The 15,912-nt window shown below is 69.6% G+C and carries 13 protein-coding genes; 12 read left to right on the plus strand and 1 reads right to left on the minus strand.

Annotated features, from left to right (window positions below; genetic code table 11):
* Positions 1–44: 44 nt before the first annotated feature.
* A complete protein-coding gene (locus tag ABAZ39_RS25170; RefSeq protein WP_040136705.1) occupies positions 45–464 on the minus strand; it encodes a ribbon-helix-helix domain-containing protein in 420 nt (139 codons plus the stop codon).
* Between the two features lie 316 nt (positions 465–780).
* Between ABAZ39_RS25170 and ABAZ39_RS25175 the strand changes: the two genes are divergently transcribed.
* From ABAZ39_RS25175 to ABAZ39_RS25230, 12 genes are all read left to right on the plus strand, one after another.
* The gene (locus ABAZ39_RS25175) at positions 781–1,068 is read left to right on the plus strand and encodes a hypothetical protein (protein ID WP_051658518.1); all 288 of its coding nucleotides are present in this window, start codon (positions 781–783) and stop codon (positions 1,066–1,068) included.
* Positions 1,069–1,071: 3 nt separating this feature from the next.
* Positions 1,072–1,389 carry a hypothetical protein gene (locus tag ABAZ39_RS25180; RefSeq protein ID WP_040136707.1) on the plus strand — a complete coding sequence of 106 codons (318 nt, stop codon included), beginning with the start codon at positions 1,072–1,074 and terminating at the stop codon, positions 1,387–1,389.
* Between the two features lie 42 nt (positions 1,390–1,431).
* Positions 1,432–3,072 (plus strand): PepSY-associated TM helix domain-containing protein, encoded by a 1,641-nt coding sequence (locus tag ABAZ39_RS25185; protein WP_040136709.1) that lies wholly within the window; start codon positions 1,432–1,434, stop codon positions 3,070–3,072.
* 217 nt (positions 3,073–3,289) lie between these two features.
* The gene (locus tag ABAZ39_RS25190) at positions 3,290–5,212 is read left to right on the plus strand and encodes a TonB-dependent receptor plug domain-containing protein (RefSeq protein WP_040136711.1); all 1,923 of its coding nucleotides are present in this window, start codon (positions 3,290–3,292) and stop codon (positions 5,210–5,212) included.
* A gap of 105 nt (positions 5,213–5,317) precedes the next feature.
* Positions 5,318–6,568, plus strand: coding sequence for an enterobactin transporter EntS (gene entS / locus ABAZ39_RS25195; RefSeq protein ID WP_040136713.1), 1,251 nt, complete (start codon positions 5,318–5,320; stop codon positions 6,566–6,568).
* On the plus strand, positions 6,565–7,650 hold the full coding sequence (locus tag ABAZ39_RS25200) for an efflux RND transporter periplasmic adaptor subunit (protein WP_040136715.1): 1,086 nt from the start codon (positions 6,565–6,567) through the stop codon (positions 7,648–7,650). The genes entS and ABAZ39_RS25200 overlap by 4 nt, the downstream gene beginning before the upstream one ends.
* 158 nt (positions 7,651–7,808) lie before the next feature.
* Positions 7,809–10,961 (plus strand): efflux RND transporter permease subunit, encoded by a 3,153-nt coding sequence (locus ABAZ39_RS25205; protein ID WP_040136717.1) that lies wholly within the window; start codon positions 7,809–7,811, stop codon positions 10,959–10,961.
* A 236-nt stretch (positions 10,962–11,197) separates the two neighbouring features.
* Positions 11,198–12,403 carry an isochorismate synthase gene (locus ABAZ39_RS25210; RefSeq protein ID WP_040136720.1) on the plus strand — a complete coding sequence of 402 codons (1,206 nt, stop codon included), beginning with the start codon at positions 11,198–11,200 and terminating at the stop codon, positions 12,401–12,403.
* Positions 12,400–14,037 carry a (2,3-dihydroxybenzoyl)adenylate synthase gene (locus tag ABAZ39_RS25215; RefSeq protein ID WP_040136723.1) on the plus strand — a complete coding sequence of 546 codons (1,638 nt, stop codon included), beginning with the start codon at positions 12,400–12,402 and terminating at the stop codon, positions 14,035–14,037. Before ABAZ39_RS25210 ends, ABAZ39_RS25215 begins: the two co-directional genes overlap by 4 nt.
* Positions 14,034–14,909: an isochorismatase family protein gene (locus tag ABAZ39_RS25220; protein WP_040136725.1), complete on the plus strand. Its 876-nt coding sequence runs from the start codon at positions 14,034–14,036 to the stop codon at positions 14,907–14,909. The genes ABAZ39_RS25215 and ABAZ39_RS25220 overlap by 4 nt, the downstream gene beginning before the upstream one ends.
* Positions 14,906–15,661, plus strand: coding sequence for a 2,3-dihydro-2,3-dihydroxybenzoate dehydrogenase (dhbA, locus tag ABAZ39_RS25225; RefSeq protein ID WP_040136727.1), 756 nt, complete (start codon positions 14,906–14,908; stop codon positions 15,659–15,661). The genes ABAZ39_RS25220 and dhbA overlap by 4 nt, the downstream gene beginning before the upstream one ends.
* Before the next feature lie 25 nt (positions 15,662–15,686).
* Positions 15,687–15,893, plus strand: coding sequence for an MbtH family protein (locus ABAZ39_RS25230; RefSeq protein ID WP_040136729.1), 207 nt, complete (start codon positions 15,687–15,689; stop codon positions 15,891–15,893).
* Positions 15,894–15,912: the final 19 nt, after the last annotated feature.

Here is a 15,912-nt window from a genome sequence, read left to right on the forward strand (position 1 = left end):
GAGAAGTCCCGGTCCGTCGTCTTTCAGAGATGCGGCCGGCGCTTCTAACGCATGCGGTCCGCAAGAGCCGCCTTGACGGCGCTGCTGGCGTGCAGCGCGCCGAGCACGGCGACCGAGGCGATGGTGGCGCGGGCGAGTTCGGGGGTGACGTCCTGGGCGATGGTGGCCAGCCCGAGGACACGGATGTGGAGCATCTGTCCGGCATCCCGCGCCGCTTCGAGATCCTCGCGGCTGTAGTGGCGCAGGCCGAGGTCGACGCTTTTGCGCGTCACGGCCTGTCGCAGGGCGTCGCCATGGCGGTCGATCTGGTTGCGGATGGCGGTGCGGATGAGGTCCGTGCGGTTCGCGTAGAATCCCTCCTGCACCAGGAGATCGATGTGACCGAGGTCGACATAGCCGAGGTTGATCGTGATCTTCTCGCTGTCCCCAGCCTTCGGCTTCGGTTCGCGTGCGTCTGTTGACATCCCTATACCATCCTCTAACCATCCAGTGAGATGGTAAATAGGCGCGCTGACGAACCGATCAAGAGGGCATGCCATCGGACGCCGTTGCAAAATTGGTCGGCATACGGCGTCCTCGCCGGGGCCGTAATCGGCCAGCCGTCCGACCTTCAGGCCGCCTTTGGAACCCTTTGGAAACGATGGAGCGTGCGCCCGCCCGCCGATCGCGGCGGCAACTTTTGTTGCAAATAGGAATTACTTGCAATTTCAATTCCTGATTGGCAAAACATGGCCTCTCTCCACCAAATCGGATTGGCGCGCCATGATTGGAAACGCACCGATGGCAGAAGCCGCCTTTCACGGGCTGGCCTTGGCCGCGACCTCGGTCGGAATCGCCGCATTCTACCTTTCGGCACCGCGCCAGCAATGGCTGACCCGCCCGCTGGCCGGCCGGCGCAGCCGCATCATTGGGACGCTTGCCCTGCTGGAAGGGTGGCTGCTGTGGTCGGTGGTGATGCATCCGGTGACCGCGCTGTTCACCAGCCTCACCGTCGCGATGCTGCTCCTCACCATCCTGCCCTTCGCCGCCGCCGCCCGCGGAGCCATGCTCGCGCGCCGGGAGGGCTGAGCGATGGCCGACGCATCCTCCGCCCGCAACACGCAGGCTCCGATCCGTCCTGACTGGTGGAGCAAGAGTGTGGCCGGCGTGGTCCTGGGATTCTCGCTGGCCATCGCAATGGCGGGGCTGTTCGCCTGGATCGGCCCCGGCGGGCCGGCGGCGGTGAACAAGCTGCAATTCATCATGTGGCTTGTCGCTCCGATCTGGCTGGGGGTGGCCAGCGTCTGCTTCCTGTTCCGCAGCGGGCGTCAGGCCTGGATGTGGCTGGGCTGCGCCAACATCCTGGCCCACACGGCGCTGCTCGCCGCGCGCAGCCCGCTGCTGCACTGACCCTTTGCCACCTGTCCCGCCCTCACAGCCGCGAGCCGAGCCATGGCCATCCGCACCGACGTCGTGCGCCTCTACCGTCAGGTCCACACCTGGACCGGCATCCTGACCGGACTGATCCTGTTCGTCTGCTTCTATGCCGGCGCCCTCACCATGTTCAAGGAACCGCTGGAACGCTGGATCACGCCGCCGGCGGCGGTGACCCCGGCGACGCTCGACCGGGCGGAGGAACTGGTCGCCGCCACGCGCGCCCTGCGGCCGGAGGTGCGGGACTTCACCCTGGCGGTCGAACCGGCGCTGAACGGCGAGGCGCCGCTGCGCCTGACCTGGACGGAGGAACGCTTCGACCCCGCCCCCTGGGCCGCCACCCTGGCGCCGGATGGATCGGTGGCGGTGGAGCAGCTCAACCCGTCCGGCATCGGGCTGCTGGTGGATTTCCTGCACCGCACCGTGGGCATTCCGGGCGATCTCGACATCGGCACGACGGTGACCGGCATCGCCAGCGCGCTCTATGTGGTGGCGCTGGTGTCGGGGGTGATCATCCTGCTGCCATCGCTGGTCAAGGATTTCCTGATCCTGCGCGTCACCCGGAACGTGAAGCGCCTGTGGCTGGACGCCCACAACGTGCTGGGGCTGATCAGCCTGCCCTTCCACATCGTCATCGCCCTGTCGGCGGTGGTGTTCGGGCTGCACGACCATATCTACGACACGCTGGACCGCGTGGTCTACGGCGGGCAGATGCGCGCCGTGGCGGCGGCCAGCAGCCCCTTCCGCACCGTCTCGAAGGACATGAGTCCGGCGGGGATGCTGCCGCCCAAGGAGTTCCTGGCGCGCGTCCACAGCCTCGCCCCCGGCTTCCAGCCGGTCAGCCTGGAGTATTACGACGCCGGCACCGGGGCCGCCACCGTGCGCGTCTGGGGCCATGACCCGCGCTATCTGGTGCGGCGGGAGGGCTTCGTGCTGATGGGGGCGGTGGACGGCCGGATCATCGACACCGAATACATGCCGGGGCACCAGAACGGATGGTCGGCCACCGTCTCCGCCTTCTTCGCGCTGCATTTCGGCAGCTTCGGCGGCGGCATCGTGCGCTGGTCCTATTTCCTGCTCGGGCTGGCCGGGGCGGCGCTGTTCTACACCGGCAACCTGCTGTGGATCGAATCGCGGCGGCGGTCGGAGCGGCAGGCGAAAGGCCGGCCGGTCGTCGGCCCGGTCGAGCAGAGCCGCGCCACCCGCCTGCTGGCCGCCGGGACGGTCGGGGTCTGCCTGGGCTGCGTGGCCGGCCTGTCGCTGACCATCGCCGCCGGGAAATGGCTGAGCGGGCTGGTGGACGACCTGCACGCCTGGCATTGGGGCGTCTACTACGCAACCTTCCTGGGCGCCTGCGCCTGGGCCTTCCTGCGCGGGGCGTCCCGCGCCGGTGTGGAGCTTCTGTGGGCCAGCGCGGCGGCCACCGTTGCCATCCCGGCGACCTCGCTGCTCGGACTCGTCATGCCGGGCCTATGGCTGTCGGATGGGCTGATCGGTGTCGATCTGGTGGCGTTGGCCGGCGCCCTGGCCTTCGCCGCGATGGCCCGCAGCGCGGAGCGGCGCGCCCTCGGCGGCCCGCGGGACAGCGTTTGGGCGGCCGCTGGCGAGCGCCCGAAATCTGAGATGGGCATGCAGCCGCTGGCCCACCCGGCTGAGTGATTGGAAGCACCCGAAAAACAACCGAGCCGAGTCATATCCCTTGCGGCGATAAGGGATATGCACTAACAATCGAACGGCGTAATTGAGAATGAGTCGCATTAGCAATTACGGATTTGCCTAATCAGGGGATATGAGCATGACCATTCGCACAGCGGGGGCGTGTGCACAGGAAGGGACGGCAGCGGGCCGTCCGGTGGCTGCGGGGAAATCCGCAACCATGGTGGGTGCGGTTCTGGCGGTCGCGCTGGCGGGGGGAACGCCGGCGCTGGCCCAGCAGGCCGCCACGGAAGGGACGACCGCCGGGGCCCAGACTTTGGGTCCGGTGACGGTCACCGCGACCGGCACGCCGGAAAGCACGCTGACCGCTCCCGCCTTCACCACCGTCATCACGTCGGAAGACCTGAAGAAGGAGGGCGTCGCCTCCTCCGGCCTGCCGGAGATCCTGGGCCGTTCGGTGGGCGTGAACGACCGCACCGACGCCACCGGCCGTGACGAGGTGGTGATCCGCGGCATGGGCGCCAACTACTCGCTGGTGCTGGTGAACGGCCGCCGGGTGTCCACCTCCGACGCGCTGTGGCGCGGCGGCGACTTCGACTACCACTCGATCCCGATGTCGGCCATCGAGCGGGTGGAGGTGGTGCGCGGCCCGTTGTCGTCCCTCTACGGATCGGACGCCATCGGCGGTGTGGTCAACATCATCACCAAGAAGCCGACCGACACATGGTCGGGCGAGATCAACGGCGACTACCGCGTCGTCGAGCCGGGCCGCGGCGGCACCCAGTACCGCACCGGCCTCTACGCCGCCGGCCCGATCGTGGACAAGGTGTCGGCTTCGGTCTCCGCCGAGTATTTCAACCGGCAGGCCTGGTACGACGACTCCCGCTACAACGGCGTCGTTCCGGTGCTTGAAAAGAAGAATCTGGCGAACCTGCTGACCACACTGGCCTTCGACGTGACGGAGAACCAGACGCTGGAGGCCAACTACGGCCTGAACCGCGACAACCGGCCCCGCGGCTATTACGACCGCTGGCTCTCCTCCCAGAAGCAGGAGATCGTCCGCAACACCTTCGGTGCCGCCCACCGCGGCAACTGGGGCTGGGGCGACACGCTGGTGGAGGCCAACTACGAAGACGGCCGCATCGACGACTACAACTCGTCCTTCAACGCGCCGCAGCAGCGCCATCTGAAGGAAAAGAACCTGTTCCTGCACGGCCGCAGCAACTTCCGGCTCGGCTTCAACCGGCTGACCGCGGGTGCGGAATACCGCAAGCAGACGGTGGAGGACCCCAACACCTTCCTGCAGTCCGGCAAGTCGGAAATCGGGCAGAAGGCCGTCTATCTCCAGGACCAGATCGGGCTGATCGACGGGCTGACCCTGACGGTCGGCACCCGCTACGACCACCATGAGATCTTCGGCGGCGAGTTCACCAGCCGCGCCAACGTCGTCTACGCGCTGACCGACGCGCTGTCGCTGAAGGCCGGCGTCAGCCAGGGCTACAAGGCGCCGGACGCCTACCAGCTCAGCCGCGAATACCGGATCGTGAGCTGCGGCGGCCGCTGCTTCCTGTCGGGCAACCCGGACCTCGAACCGGAGACCAGCACCAACTACGAGATCGGCCTGGAAACCCGCTATGACCGCTGGGACGGCAGCGTCGTGCTGTTCCACAACAAGGTCAAGGACATGATCCAGGCGGTCTACGATCCGGTGGCCGTCGCCCGCAATTGGAGCAACATCAACAATGTGGACATCTCGGGCGTCGAGGTGACCGGCTCCGTCAGCCTGACGCCGAAGCTGCTGCTGTCGGGCAATTACACCTACCTCTACACCGAGCAGAGCAACGGTGCGGAGCTGGACTACCGTCCGCGCCACAAGGTCAACGCCTCCCTGACGTGGCAGGCGCTCGACAACATCAGCACGTCCGTGTCGACCAGCTACACCGGCCCGCAGTTGCAGGGCACCAGCAAGATGCCCGGCTACACCCTGCTGAACTGGGGCGTCAGCGCCGACGTCACCGAGGCGCTGACCGTCGGGGCCGGCGTCAAGAACATCACCGACGTCATCCTCAGCGAGAAGAACGTCAACTTCACATCGGTGGAGGTGGGACGCAACTACTACGTCTCCGCCAACTACCGCTTCTGATCCGCCGCCGCCCGTTCCCGGCCTGCTCCGGGGGCGGGCGCGCCCGCTTTTCAAAGACGCCTTCGGTCCCGTGGCCGCGGGCGCCGGTGCCGGAAAGGCCCGCCCATGATCCTGTCGAACCTTTTCGTCGATGTCAGCCTCCTGAAGACCAACCCCGATTTCCGCCGCGTGCTGATCGCCCGGACGATTTCGCTGATGGCGCTCGGCCTGCTGGCGGTGGCGGTGCCGCTCCAGGTCTACGCCCTCACCGGGTCGAGCCTTCAGGTCGGGATGGCCGCCGCCTGCGACGGCGTCGGCATGTTCCTGGGGCTGCTGCTGGGCGGCGTGCTGGCCGACCGGATGGACCGCCGCCGGCTGATCCTGGTCGCCCGCAGCGTCTGCGGCCTGGGCTTCCTCGGGCTGGCGGCCAACGCGGCGCTGCCCTCCCCGTCCCTTCCGGCGATCTACGCCCTGTCCTTCTGGGACGGCTTCTTCGGAGCAATCGGCGTCAACGCCCTGCTGGCGGCGATGCCCCATCTCGTCGGGCGCGCCAATCTGGTGCAGGCCCGCGCGCTGGGCATGCTGTCGATGCGCGTCGCCACCATCCTGTCGCCGGCGCTGGGCGGCCTGCTGATCGCCGGGCTGGGCGTCGGCTGGGTCTATCTGCTGACGGCGCTGGGCACCGGGCTGACCGTTCTGACGCTGCTCGGCCTGCCCCGGATGATCCCGCAGGGCGAGGCCGGGGAGAATCCGCTGCGCGCCATGGCGCAGGCCTTCACCTTCCTGTTCGGCCACAAGGTGATTTTGAGCGTGGTCGCGCTCGGCTGCCTGACCACGGTCGCCACCTCCATCCGCATCCTCTTCCCGGCTCTGGTCGAGGAGGTGTTCGGCGGCGGCGCCTTCGAGACCGGGCTGATGTACAGCGCCGTTCCCATCGGGGCGACGCTGGGCGCCGCGCTCAGCGGCTGGGCCGCGCGGCTGGAGCGGCCGGGTCTGGCGATGGGCGGTGCCTGCATGGGCGCCTTCGCCTGCGTCGCCGCGATCGGGGCCGCCGGGAGCCTTTATGTGGCGCTGCCCGTGCTGGTGCTGTTCGGCTACGCCACCTCCATCGCCTCGCTTCTAGAATACAGCATGGTCCAGGGCCACACGCCCGACCGGCTGCTCGGTCGCGTCAACAGCCTGTGGACCGCGCAGGACGTGTTTGGCGACAGCGCCGGCACCATCGGCATGGGCCTGCTGGCGATGCTGCTGAGCCCTGCCGCGGGAATCTTGGCGCTGGGCCTGGGCGCCTTGGCGCTCGCCGCCGCCGTGACCGCCACCGCCACCACGATGCGCGGAGCGCCGATGAGCGACCCCGCCCTGGAGGGAACCGGATGATGACGCGCGCCATGCCGATCCTGCTGACCGCCGCCCTGCTCGCCGCTGCCTACCCCGCCGCCGCCCAGACGCGGGTGAAGGTGACGGCGGTGGTCGCCGCCCCCGTCCGCCAGACGCTGCACCTCCCCGGCACGCTGGTGTCGCCGCAGAGCAGCGCCCTATCGGCCCAGGTCGAGGGCCGGGTGGACTCCCTGCTGGTCGAGGCCGGCGACCGGGTGGAGGCCGGGCAGCCCCTGCTGCGGCTGGACGACATCGTCGCCCGGCTGGAGCTGGAGCGGCTGGAGCATTCCCTGGCCGAGGCCGAACACCTGCAACGCGACGCCCTGCGGCTGGCCCGCGAGGCCGAGGCCCTGGCCGGCGTGCAGAGCGTATCGCAGTCCCGCTTCCGCACGCAGCTCGCCCAGGCCGCCATTGAGGAGGCCAAGGTCCGCCAACTCCGCGCCGCCGTCGCCATCCAGCGCGAGCAGGTGGCGCGCCACGGGCTGACCGCGCCCTTCGCCGGGGTGGTGACCGAACGGCGCACCGAACGCGGGCAATGGGTGGGGGCCGGCGGCTCGGTGCTTCAACTCACCGTCACCGACCCGCTGCGCGTCGTCGTTGACGTGCCGGAGCGCCAGCACGGGCGCATCGAGGCCGGCACGCCGGTCACCGTTCTGGTCGCCGACGCGGCGGACGGGGCCGGCATTGGTGCGGCGGTCGAGCGGGTGGTGCCCGCCGCCGATCCGGTCAGCCGCAGCTTCCGCATCCACATCGCGCTTCCCAACCCCGAGGGGCGGCTGATGCCCGGCATGTCGGCGCGCGTCGGCGTCGCGCTCAGCCCGGCGCCGGGAATGGCGGAGGTCGCGCTCCAGGTCCCGGCGGACGCGGTGCAGCGCCATCCCGACGGCAGCGCCCGCGTTTGGGTGGTGCAGCGCGGTGGCGACGGGGCGGTGGCCCGGCCGGTGGCGGTGCGCACGGGCCGCCATTCCGGCGACCATGTGGAGGTCCTCAGTTCCGAGCTTCGCCCCGACGATCTGGTGGTCGTCCAGGGCAACGAGGGCCTGCGCCCCGACCAGCCGGTGGTCCCGGACATGGTGGGGTGAAGAGTTCAGCCCTCTCCCCTCTGGGGAGAGGGTGCCCGCGAAGCGGGCGGTGAGGGGGTTGCGCTCGGCGGTACGTCCGGCAAAAGCGCAACCCCCTCACCCTAACCCTCTCCCCAGAGGGGAGAGGGAAAACCGCAAGTTTCCTATCCGGAGTCACGATGACCCGCCTGATCCTGCGCAACCCGCTGGCCGCTTTGGTGTCGGTCCTGATCCTGTGCCTGCTGGGCGCGGTGTCGGTCTTCCGCATTCCGGTGCAGATGATCCCCGACATCAGCCCGCGCCGGATCATGGTGGAAACCAACTGGCCCGGCGCCACCCCGCAGGACGTCGAACAGGAAATCCTGATCGAGCAGGAGAAATACCTGCGCGCCATCCCCGGCCTCGTCCGCCTGTCCTCCAGCGCCGAGTTTGGCGGCGGTCAGGTGGAGTTGGAGTTCCCCTCCGGCACATCCGTCGACGAGGCGCTGATCCACATCGACAACGCGCTGTCCCAGGTCACCGACTATCCGGAAACGGTGGACCGCCCGCGCATCGTCGCCGAATCCGCGACGGCCGAGCCCTTCCTGTTCTTCGGCGTCGAGCGGCTGGACGGTGCCACCGACGCAGAATCCATCCAGCGCGAGACCAATTGGATCGAGAACGTCCTGCGCCCGCGGCTGGAGCGTGTGGCCGGCGTGGCGAAGGCCGAGGTGATCGGCGGGGCCGCGCAGGAAATCCACATCCTGCTCGACCCGCTGAAGCTGTCCGCCCGCAACCTGAATGTGGGGACGGTGCGCGACGCCGTGCGGGCGCGCAACCGCGACGTCTCCGGCGGCGACCGCGACTTCGGCAAGCGCCGCTATTTCCTGCGCACCATCGGGCGCTTCGCCGATCTGGAGGATCTGGCCGACCTGATCGTCGCGCGCGAGAACGGCACGGCGATCCGCCTGCGCGACGTCGGATCGGTGACCATGGCGACCCAGGAGGCGCGCAGCGTCGCCTTCGCCGACGGGCGCCCCACCCTGCTCGTCACCATCGGCAAGCGGGCCGGCGCCAACGTCATCGCCGTCAAGGAGGCGGTGACCGACGCGGTGGAGGAGCTGAACCGCCACGCCCTGAAGGAGCGCGGGCTGACCATGCGGCTGCTGTCGGAGGACGTGCGCTACATGGAACGGTCCATCGACAACGTCCTGAGCAACCTGATCGCCGGCAGCGTGCTGGCCGCGGTGGTGCTCCTGCTGTTCCTGCGCTCCATCCCGGCGACCGCGGCGGCGGCGGCGAGCATGCCGGTCTGCACGCTGGCGACCCTGCTGGTCCTGGCGGCGGCGGGGCGCAGCATCAACGTGATCTCGTTGTCCGGCGTCGCCTTCGCCATCGGCATGACGCTGGACAACAGCGTGGTCGCGCTGGACGCCATCGCCCGGCACCTGCGCATGGGCAAGTCGAAGGCCGCCGCGACCGAGGACGGCATCGCCGAGGTCTGGCCGGCGATCCTGTCCTCCACCCTCACCACCGTCCTGGTCTTCCTGCCCGTGCTGTTCATCACGGCGGAGGCCGGACAGCTCTATTCCGACATCGCCATCGCCATCACCGGCGCCGTCATCATGTCGATGTTCGCCGCCCTCGTCCTGGTCCCGGTGGTCGCTGGGCGTTGGTCGGTGGCGTCCCCGGCAGGAAACGCTCCGGATAAGGAGGGTGCGCTGGGTGTGGCGGTGCGCTGGATGCTGCGCAGCGCCCGGCGCGAGCTGGCGATCCTCGCCGTCTCCGCCGCGGCCATGGTCGCCGTCATGCTCACCATGGTGCCGCCCGCCGAATATCTGCCGGAGGGCGAGGAGGCCACCGTCTTCAGCTTCATGGCCGCCCCACCCGGTTACAGCATGGACTCGATGCAGGAGGTCTGGCGGCAGATCGACCCGCTGCTGAGCCGTCAGGTGGGTGCTGCGGACACCGACGCCGAGACCGGCATTCCGCCGCTGCGCGTCAATCTGAGCTTCATCCGCCCCGGCTTCATCCGCTTCGTGACGGAGCCGATCAACCCCGCCGACACCGACGCGCTGATCGCCAACGTCACCAAGCGGATGCGGGCGATTCCCGGAATGCGCGGCTTCGCCGCGCGCGGGTCGATCTTTTCCGGCAACAGCGGCGGCGCCCGCGCCATCCGGCTGGAACTGAGCGGCGGCGACCTGACCGCGCTCTACGCCACGGCGCTGACGGTGCTCGACCGCGCGGGCGACCTGTTCCCCGACGGGCAGGTCAACAGCGACCCCTCCCCGCCCACGCTGGCCATGTCGCAGCCCTTCCTGGAGCTGCACCCGAACTGGGAGCGCGCGGGCGAGATGGGAATCGGGCTGGCCGAGCTGGGCTACACGCTGCGCGCCTATTCGGATGGCGCCTTCGCCGACGAGTATCTGCTGAACGACGAGACGCTGGACATCTATCTGCGGGTGGCCGGGGGCCTGGGCCGCGACCGCCAGAGCTTCGCCGATCTGGTGCTCCACACCGGCCGCGGCGCCCCGGTGCCGCTGTCCAGCCTCGCCGAGCTGCGGGAAACCGTGGGCTCCTCCAGCATCGCGCGGATCGACGGATTCCGGACGGTCACCCTGACCATCATCCCGCCGCGGTCGGTGGCGCTGGAATCCGGCATCGCCGCGGTGCGGACCGATCTGGTGGACCGTCTGCGCGCCGAGGGCGTGATTCCCGACGGGATGAGCACCCGCATCACCGGGGCCGGCGGATCGCTGGACGAGTTGCGCTCCGCCCTGACGGGCGGGTTCCTGCTGGCGCTCGCCATCACCTATCTGGTTCTGGTCGCCGTCTTCTCGCACTGGGGCTATCCGCTGATCATCATGGCGGTGGTGCCCACGGGGATCGGCGGCGGGCTGGTCGGGTTGTGGCTTTACAACCTTGTCGCCGGCCTGCCCGGAGGCTTCGGCCCGCCGCAGCCCTTCGACGTGCTGACCATGATGGGCTTCCTGGTGCTGGTCGGGACGGTGGTGAACAACCCCATTCTGATCGTCGAACAGGCCGCCGTGAACCGACGGACGCACGGCATGTCCGGGGCGGAGGCCATCGCCGACGCCTTGCAGAGCCGGTTGCGCCCCATCCTTATCACCACGGTGACGACCATCGCCGGCCTGATCCCGATGGTGGCGGTGTCCAGCGCCGGGACGGAGCTGTACCGCGGGCTCGGGCTGGTCGTGCTGTGCGGCCTGCTGATCTCCAGTCTGGTGACGGTGACGGTCCTGCCCGTCGTGCTGTCCCTGGTCTTCCGCCTGTCCGACCGCTTGGGCGCCAGAACGCACGACCGGAGGGTGGCGGAAGCGGGCGATTAATTCCGAGAGCGAAAAATCCCGCGTCGGTTGCAGAAAGCACTTGCGTGGGAATGGACATATCCCTATATTGCGAATGAGAATCATTCGCATTTCTATGTATGCGGACGCCGCTCACGGCCCCGGCAGAACGCCGGTGGTGATTCCCGCGCCCACACGGACCGGTAGCGGCGCGCCTTTTTTCCGAACATGTCAACGTCGTCCGCCCTGGCGGATGGACAGTGGAGGCTCGTGTTTCCATGGACGTTCTACCCCTGCCCGCCGGGGAGCGGCCGCTCGGCGGCCGTTCCGACCCGGATTTCGCCTTCGCCTCGCGTGGCCGCGTCCTGAAAGCCTACGGCGTGGATGAGCGGCTGGACGTGGCCCTCGACGACCGCAGCTTCGCCGATGGCCGGTGGGAGGAGGCGCTGGACCGCGCCTTCCGCCGCCGCAAGGCCCAGGGTGTCGAGAATCCAATTCTGGTCGGCGCCGTCCCCTTCGACGGACGCCAGCACGCCCGCCTGTTCATTCCCGAGCATTGCGATTACGAGGACGCCGGCCGGATGGCCGCCGACCCCGACCCCGTCGCGCTGAACGCCATCGAGGAGACGGTGGGGCGCAACGCCTTCGAGGCGGCGGTGGCCCAGGCCATCGACCTGTTCCGCGACACCGCTTTGAAAAAGGTCGTGCTGTCGCGCCCGCTCGACGTGGAAGCACGCGAGGCCTTCGCGCCGGGCCGCCTGCTGCGCGCCCTGCTGCGGCAGAATCCCGGCGCTCATGTCTTCGCGGCCCCGGTCGCCTACGGACAGACCCTGGTGGGGGCAAGCCCGGAACTGCTGATCCGTAAGACCGGGCGGACCGTGGTCAGCAATCCGCTGGCCGGCTCCGCCCCGCGCAGCCCGTCCGCCGAGGTGGAGCGCCAGCGCACCGCCGCCCTGCTCGCCTCCACGAAGGACCGGACGGAGCACCGATACGTCGTCGATGCCGTGCGCGCGGCGCTTGCCGGCCATTGCAACCCGTTGTCCGTTCCGGACGCCCCCAGCGTGATCCGCACCCCGACCATGCTGCACCTGTCCACCGAACTGACCGGTGAATTGGCCGATCCCGCGGTGTCGTCGTTGCGGCTCGCCCACGCGCTGCACCCGACGCCGGCGATCTGCGGCACGCCGACCGGCCTCGCCCGCGACGCCATCGACCGGCTGGAGGGCTACCCCCGCAACTGGTACGGCGGCATGGTCGGCTGGATGGACAGCCGGGGCAACGGCGAATGGGCGCTGTCCATCCGCTGCGGGCTGGTCCAGGGCCGGCATCTGCGCCTCTACGCCGGGGCCGGCGTCGTCGCGGATTCCGACCCGGCGGCCGAGTGGGAGGAGACGGCGGCGAAGCTGACCACCATGCTGAACCTGTTCGGCGTCGCGTCCGCTCAACCCTCCAACACCGACCTTCCGGTGGAGCTGGCGTCGTGACCATTCCCTTCACGCCCTGGCCCGCCGCGTTCGCGGAGCGCTACCGCGCCAAGGGCTACTGGACCGGCGATCCGCTGACCGACGTGATCGACCGTCACCGGGGTGCTGCGGCGGAGGCCACCGCGATCCTCTGCGGGGAACGCCGGTTCCGCTACGCCGACCTGCAGGTACTGTCGCTCCGTCTGGCGGCGGCCTTCCGCGCCCGCGGCCTGCGGCCCGGCGACACGGCGTTGGTGCGGCTGCCCAACCGCGCGGAATTCTATCTGGTCTTCTTCGCCCTGCTGCGCTGCGGAGTGGTGCCGGTCAACGCGCTGAACAGCCACGGCGTCTACGAGCTGAACGCCTACGCGCGCCAGATCGAACCGGCACTGGTCGTCCTGCCGGCGGCGGACCAGGCTTTGGTCACCCTGATGACGCAGACCGTCGGGGCGGAGCGGCTGCTCCTGCTCGGCGCTCCGTCCGACGACGGGATCGGCGGCTTCGCCTGGGCCGACGGCGATGCGCTGGCGGAGGACGCCGCCGGGCCGGACCCGTCCGCCGACTTGGCCGCCGACCCGTCCGGCGTGGCCTTCTTCCAGCTGTCCGGCGGCAGCACCGGCACGCCGAAGCTGATCCCGCGCACCCACGACGACTATCTCTACAGCGTCCGCCGCAGCGTCGAGATCTGCGGGCTGGACGAAACCTGCCGCTTCCTCTGCGCCCTGCCGGCACCGCACAACTTCACGCTCAGCTCGCCCGGCGCGCTCGGCGTGTTCCACGCCGGCGGCACGGTGGTGATGGCCGGCGACCCCAGCCCCGCCACCTGCTTCCCGCTGATCGCCCGCCACCGCGTCACCTGGGCGGCGCTGGTCCCGCCGATGCTGTCGGTCTGGCTGGAGGCCGCCGGCGGCGGCGAGGACCTGTCGAGCCTGGAGGTCGTCCAGGTGGGCGGCGCCAAGCTCAGCCCCGCCGTCGCCGAGCGGGTGCCGGAGCGGTTGGGCTGCCGTCTCCAGCAGGTCTTCGGCATGGCGGAAGGGCTGGTGAACTACACGCGGCTCGACGACGATCCCTGGACGGTGGTCAACACCCAGGGCCGCCCGATGAGCCCCGACGACGAGATCCGCATCCTCGACGCCGCCGGCCACCCGGTCCCGCCCGGCGCGGTGGGGGAACTGTGGACCCGCGGCCCCTACACCTTCCGAGGCTATTACAAGGCCGACGCGCACAACGCCCGCGTCTTCGACGCCGAGGGGTTCTATTGCAGCGGCGATCTGGTCAGCTTGGCGCCGGGCGGCAACCTCGTCGTCTGCGGGCGCAACAAGGACCAGATCAACCGCGGCGGCGAGAAGATCGACGCGCAGGAGGTCGAAGACCTGCTGGCCGCCCACCCCGCGGTGAGCCACGCTGCCGTCGTCGCCATGCCCGACGCGCTGATGGGCGAGCGGGCCTGTGCCTTCGTGATCGCCTCGCCCGGCACCAAGGCGTCGGAGCTGCGCCGCTTCCTGCGCGGCCAGGGGCTCGCCGACTTCAAGCTGCCCGACCGCTTCGTCTTCGTCCCGGACCTGCCCAAGACCGCCGTCGGCAAGGTCGACAAGCAGACCCTGCGCGAGCGGGCGCGCCAAGACAACGCTCTTATGGAAACGACCGCATCATGACCATCCGATCCATCGCCCCCTACGCCCTGCCCACCGCGGCGGACCTGCCGCAGGACAAGGTATCCTGGAACCTCGACCCCGCCCGCGCGGTCCTGCTGATCCACGACATGCAGGACTATTTCGTCGGCTTCTACGGCGCGGGGAACCCGGCCATCGTCAGCTGCATCGACCGGATCGCCCGGCTGAAGCGCCATCTGAAGGCGCTGGGCGTGCCCGTCGTCTACACGGCCCAGCCGGCGGTGCAGTCCGACGCCGACCGCGCCCTGCTGAACGACCTGTGGGGGCCGGGCCTGACGGCCAAGCCGGACCTCGCCGGCATCGTCGCCCCGCTGGCTCCGGACGCCGACGACCGGGTGCTGACGAAATGGCGCTACAGCGCCTTCTTCCGCGCTCCGCTGGCCGAGATGATGGCGGAGGCGGGACGCGACCAGCTCCTGATCTGCGGGATCTACGCGCACATCGGCGTGATGCAGACGGCGCTGGACGCCTTCATGCGCGGCATCAAGCCCTTCCTGGTCGCCGACGCCATCGCCGACTTCTCGCGCGAGGATCACATGATGGCGCTGCGCTACGTCGCGCGCAACGCCGGGCGGACGATCCATTCCGACAGTGTGCTGGCCGCCCCCGCGGCGGTGCTGAGCAAGGACGGGCTGCGGCGCATCCTGCTGGCCTCTCTCGACGAGGTGCCGGGGGACGACGACAACCTGATAGATTTCGGCCTCGATTCCATCGCGGTGATGCAGGTGGTGGACCGCTGGAAGGCCGCGGGGGTCGAGGTCGGCTTCGCCGAACTGGCCACACAGCCGAGCATCAACGGCTGGTGGGCGCTGATCGAGCCCCGGCTGGCCGCTTCCGGGCGCGTGGCAGCATGACGGACTTCGCGGGCCGGACCGCCTGGGTAACCGGCGCCGGGCAAGGGATCGGGCGGGCCGTGGCCGACCTCTTCCACGCCCGCGGCGCCATCGTCGTCGCCTTCGACCGCCACTGGCACGACAGCGGGGAGCGGCCCTACCGCGCCGTGACGCTGGACATCGCCGACGCCGGCGCGGTCGCCGGAACCTGCGAGGCGTTGTTCGCCGAGGGCACGCGGATCGATGTCCTGGCCAACGTTGCGGGCATCCTGCGCATGGGACCGGTGGAGGCGATGACCAACGCCGACTGGAGCGACACCTTCGCCGTCAACGTGGCTGGTCCCTTCCACATGATGCGGGCGGTGATCCCGGCCTTCAAAAGCGGTGGGAGCGGCGGCGCCATCGTCAGCGTGTCGTCCAACGCCGCCCATGTGCCACGGATCGGCATGGCCGCCTATGGAGCGTCGAAGGCCGCGCTGACCAGCCTGACCATGACGGTGGGGCTGGAATTGGCGCCCTACGGCGTGCGCTGCAACGTCGTTTCCCCCGGCTCCACCGACACGCCGATGCAGCGCGCGCTGTGGAGCGGACCGGACGGCGCGGCGCAGACCATCCAGGGCAATCCCGGCCAGCACAAGCTCGGCATCCCGCTCGGCAAGCTCGCCACGCCGCGCGACGTGGCGGAGACGGTGGTCTTCCTCGCCTCTCCCGCCGCCGGCCACATCACGCTCGCCGACCTGCTGGTGGACGGCGGGGCGACGCTCGGGCGCTAGCCTTTTCATTTCAGGGACGTACCCGATGACCAACGACCAGTATGTGAACCCCTTCGACGACGAGCGTCACGACTTCCTGGCGCTGGCGAACGACGCCGGCCAGTTCAGCCTGTGGCCGTGCTTCGCCGCGGTGCCGGAGGGCTGGACCGCCGTCTTCGGCCCCGCCGGACGCGCCGCCTGCCTCGACCACATCGAGGCCGCCTGGACCGACCTCACCCCCCCCGCCGCCTGACGGCTTTTCAAAGTACTTA

This window comes from Azospirillum argentinense (assembly GCF_000632475.1).
GTDB classification, from domain to species: domain Bacteria; phylum Pseudomonadota; class Alphaproteobacteria; order Azospirillales; family Azospirillaceae; genus Azospirillum; species Azospirillum baldaniorum.